This window comes from Bradyrhizobium sp. P2_E8 (assembly GCF_056403875.1).
Window position 1 is genome coordinate 1 of record NZ_JBFUES010000631.1, and the last position, 4,553, is coordinate 4,553.

The window sequence follows — 4,553 nt, forward strand, 5'->3', positions numbered from 1 at the left end:
TGCCGCCGGGCTGCACCACGTCGCTGCCGAGCCGGGTGCGCGCGATCGAATACCAGGGCTACTTCGTCAAGGTCATGCTCGACACCGTGCCGGACGACGAGTTCGTGGCCTATGTGCCGGAAAAGACTTTCTTCGCGGATCCYTTCACCGTCGGCGATGTCGTGATGGCCACATGGGCCACCGGCAGCGCGCTTCCACTCGCCTAGAGACCCGTCGCGCACAGGAGTATGACCGTGCAGATATCCTTCACACTCAACGGCCGGCCCACCGTCGTGGACGTCGAACCGGCGACGCTCGTCGCCGAGCTCCTGCGCGAGCAGCTCAACCTCACCGGCACCCATATCGGCTGCGATACCAGTCAGTGCGGCGCCTGCGTGGTGCACGTCAACGGACTTCCCGTGAAGAGCTGCACGCTGCTGGCGCCGGCTCTTGACGGCGCGACGCTGCTCACCATCGAGGGCCTGCAAGGTGCCCCCGGTTCGAACCGGATGCATCCCATGCAGGAGGCATTTCGCGAGCATCACGGCCTGCAATGCGGCTTCTGCACGCCGGGCATGCTGATGACCGCGGTGGCACTGGCCACCGAGAAGCCGGACCTGACGGAGGCTGACGTCCGCCACGGCCTCGAAGGCAACATCTGCCGCTGCACCGGTTACCAGAACATCGTCGTCTCGGTTATGGCCGGCGCTGCCGCCATGAACGCCGCCAAGGGAGAGTGACCATGGGCAATGTGATCGGGATCGGCGCGTCACCAAAGCGGAAAGAAGACCAGCGCTTCCTCACCGGCCGCGGCAACTACGTCTCCGACATCAAGCGCCCGGGCATGACCGCCGGTGTATTCGTGCGCTCGCCGCATGGGCATGCGATCCTGCGCGGCATCGACAAGAGCGCGGCACTGGCCTCGTCGGGTGTCATTGCGGTCCTGACCGGGGATGACGTCGCCGACGATGGACTTGGCTCGCTGCCCTGCGGTTGGGGCATCACGGACGCCAAGGGCGTCCCGATGAAAGAGCCGCCATTTCCGATGCTCGCGCAGGACAAGGTGCGTTTTGTCGGCGACATGGTCGCCTTCGTCATAGCCGAGACGCCGGAACAGGCCAATGCGGCGGCGGAGCTTTTGAAGATCGATTACGAGGTGCTGCCTTCGGTCGTCGGCGTGCTTGAAGCGGTGCGGCCCGGTGCGCCGCAACTGTTCGACGACGTGCCGAACAATATCTGCTGCGATTGGGAGCTCGGCGACAAGGCCGCGGTCGAAGCCGCGTTCCGGAAAGCGGCGCATGTCGCAAAGCTCAGCCTCGTCAACAACCGCCTGATCGGCAATCCGATGGAGCCGCGGGCGGCGATCGCCGAATACGAGCCGGGCACCGATCGATTCACGCTGTGGACCACCAGCCAGTTTCCGCACGTCGTACGCTTCCTGATGGGCGCGCTGGTGCTGAACATTCCGCAGCACAAGCTGCGCGTGGTGGCGCCGGATGTCGGCGGCGGCTTTGGTGTCAAGCAGTTCCACTACGGCGAGGAGGCCGTGATCACCTGGGCCGCCAAGCGCGTGATGCGGCCGATCAAATGGGTCGCGAGCCGCTCGGAGGGCTACGTCTCCGACCGCCACGGCCGCGATCACGTCACCGAGGCCGAGCTCGCACTGGACGAAACCGGAAAATTTCTCGCCTTCCGCGTCAACACGCTGGCCAATATGGGCGGCTATCTCTCGACCTTCGGGCCGAACATCCCGACCAATCTCTACGGCCCCCTGCTTGGCGGCGTCTACACCACGCCCGCGATCTACTGCAACGTGAAGGTGGTCTTCACCAACACCGTACCTGTTGATGCCTATCGCGGCGCAGGCCGGCCCGAGGCGACCTTCGTGCTGGAGCGCATCGTCGATGTCGCCGCCAGCGAGATGGGGATCGATCGCGTCGAGATTCGACGCCGCAACATGATCCCGAAGGAGGCCTATCCGTATCAGACGCCGGTTCTGGTGCAGTACGATTCCGGCGATCCGATGGGCTGCCTCGACGGTGCGCTGGTCGCAGCCGACGTCAAGAACTTTGGCATCCGCAAGTCGGAATCGGCGCGCAAGGGCAAGTTCCGCGGGCTCGGCTACTCGACCTATGTCGAGGCCTGCGGCCTTGCGCCGTCGCGTTTCGCGGGACGGCTGGGTGCGCGCGGCGGTCTCTACGAGAGCGCCACGGTGCGCGTGCATCCGACCGGCCAGGTGACGGTCATGATCGGCACGCACAATCACGGCCAGGGCCACGAGACGACGTTCGCGCAGATCGTCTCGGACAAGCTCGGCGTATCCTTCGAGAATGTCGACATCGTGTTCGGCGACACCGATCGCGTCCAGTTCGGCATGGGCACTTACGGCTCGCGTTCCCTGGTGGTCGGCGGCGCCGCTTTGTCCAAGGCGACCGACAAGGTGATCGCCAAGGGCAAGAAGATCGCTTCCCATTTGCTCGAAGCGGCCGAGGCGGACATTCAATTCGAGGCCGGCAAGTTCTCGGTGGCAGGCACGGACCGCGCCAAGACGTTCGAGGAGATCGCGGGCGCGGCCTATGTGCCGCACAATTATCCGCTCGAAGTGCTGGAGCCGGGACTGGAGGAGCAGGCCTATTACGATCCCGTCAACTTCACCTATCCCGGCGGCTGCCACATCGCCGAGGTCGAGGTCGATCCGGAGACGGGCACGGTGACTCTCGTGAACTACACGGCGGTGGACGACGTCGGCACGGTCATCAACCCGATGATCGTGGAAGGCCAGTTGCACGGCGGCATCGTGCAGGGTGTCGGCCAGGCGCTGTTCGAGAACGCGGTCTACGACGAAGGCTCGGGCCAGCTGCTGTCGGGCTCGCTGATGGACTACTGCATGCCGCGCGCCGATCATCTGCCGATGATGAAGGTCGCGACCCACTCCACGCTCTGCACGCACACGCCGATGGGCGTGAAGGGCTGCGGCGAGGTCGGCACCATCGGCTCGCCGGCCGCCGTCATCAATGCGGTGGTCGATGCGCTGTCGCATCTTGGCGTCACCCATGTCGACATGCCGGCGACGCCGAACCGGATCTGGCGCCTGCTTCAGAACGCATCGCTGCCGGTCGCCGCGGAATAGGGAGGACAACAATGAAACCGTTTGCCTATCATCAGCCTGCCCAGATCCCCGAGGCGGCAAAACTGCTGACCTCGATCGAGGACAGCAAGCTCGTCGCCGGCGGCATGACGCTGATCCCGACGCTGAAGCAGAGGCTGGCCAGCCCGGTCGCGCTGGTCGATCTGTCGAAGCTCGGAGGTCTCAAAGGTATCACCGACGACGGTGCGACGATCACCATCGGCGCGATGACGCCGCATGCGGTGGTCGCGGCCTCGAAGCTCGTGCAGACGAAAATCCCGGGGCTCGCGGCGCTGGCTTCGATGATCGGCGATCCCGCCGTGCGCAGCCGCGGCACGATCGGCGGATCGGTCGCGAACAACGATCCGGCGGCCGACTATCCGGCCGGCGTTCTTGGCCTCGGCGCCACCATCGTCACCAGCACGCGCGAGATCGCTGCAGACAAATTCTTCCTTGGTCTGTTCGAGACGGCGCTTGAACCCGGCGAGATCATCACAGCGATCCGCTTCCCGGTGCCGCTGAGGGCGGGCTACGCGAAATTCAAGGCACCGGCGTCGCGCTATGCGCTGGTCGGCGTCTTCGTCGCGAAATTCGTCGATGGTGTCCGCGTCGCCGTCACCGGCGCTGGGCCGGGMGTGTTTCGGGTGCCGCCGATGGAGGCGGCGCTATCGGAGAATTTTGATCCATCCGCAATCGCGGCGATCAAGATCGACACCGACGGCCTCACCTCCGACATCCATGCCGAGGCCGATTACCGGGCGCATCTCGTCACGGTCATGGCCAAGCGCGCCGTCGACGCGGCGCTCAGCTAGCTTCTTAGGGTTGATGATGACTGATGGTTCCGGCCGAACGGCCTTCCCGCCGGCGCCGACTGGCCTCGGCGCGCTTTCTGCAACCGAGATCATGGCCGGCTACCGGCGCAAGGCGTTTACCCCGCGCGATGTCGTCGACGACACCATCGCTGCGCTTCAAGCGACGAGCGAAGCCTGCAACGCGGTGGTGACGCCGATGTACGAGCAGGCGAGGGCGGATGCTGACCGTCTCACCAGGGAGATGCGTGCGGGAGAGGCCAAGGGGGCGCTCGCTGGTGTACCGGTCACGATCAAGGATCTCGTCTTCGTCGCGGGCGTGCCGGCCTATGCCGGCTCGCCGATGAACAAGGCGTTCGTGCCCGAGGTCGATGCCGCCGTGGTCTCGGCGCTGAAGGCATCCGGCGCGATCATCACCTGCAAGACCACGACCTGCGAGTCCGGTTACAAGCTGACGGCCGACAGTCCGGTCACTGGTACGACACGCAATCCCTGGCGCCTCGATCGCACCAGCGGTGGGTCGAGCGGCGGCGCGGCGGCGGGTGTTGCCGCCGGCTGTGGGCCGATCGCGATCGGTACCGACGGCGTCGGTTCGATCCGCGTGCCGTCGTCGTTCTGCGGTGTGTTCGGTCTGAAGC

The 4,553-nt window shown here is 65.5% G+C and carries 5 protein-coding genes; all 5 read left to right on the top strand.

Annotated features, from left to right (window positions below; all coding sequences use genetic code 11):
* On the top strand, positions 1–206 hold a 206-nt coding region (locus AC1D00_RS28300; protein WP_477012928.1), incomplete at its 5' end, for a TOBE domain-containing protein.
* Between the two features lie 21 nt (positions 207–227).
* Entirely contained in the window at positions 228–719 is a 492-nt protein-coding gene (locus tag AC1D00_RS28305; protein ID WP_404553470.1) for a (2Fe-2S)-binding protein, read from the top strand.
* 2 nt (positions 720–721) lie between these two features.
* The gene (locus AC1D00_RS28310; protein WP_135175688.1) at positions 722–3,109 is read left to right on the top strand and encodes a xanthine dehydrogenase family protein molybdopterin-binding subunit; all 2,388 of its coding nucleotides are present in this window, start codon (positions 722–724) and stop codon (positions 3,107–3,109) included.
* A gap of 11 nt (positions 3,110–3,120) precedes the next feature.
* Complete coding sequence (locus AC1D00_RS28315) at positions 3,121–3,918, top strand: FAD binding domain-containing protein (RefSeq protein WP_477012929.1); 798 nt, start codon at positions 3,121–3,123, stop codon at positions 3,916–3,918.
* A gap of 16 nt (positions 3,919–3,934) precedes the next feature.
* On the top strand, positions 3,935–4,553 hold a 619-nt coding region (locus tag AC1D00_RS28320; protein ID WP_477012930.1), incomplete at its 3' end, for an amidase family protein.

Coding starts and splice junctions, on each gene's coding strand:
- AC1D00_RS28305 (WP_404553470.1), top strand. CDS start 228: ATGACCGTGCAGATATCCTTCACACTCAACGGCCGGCCCACCGTCGTG.
- AC1D00_RS28310 (WP_135175688.1), top strand. CDS start 722: ATGGGCAATGTGATCGGGATCGGCGCGTCACCAAAGCGGAAAGAAGAC.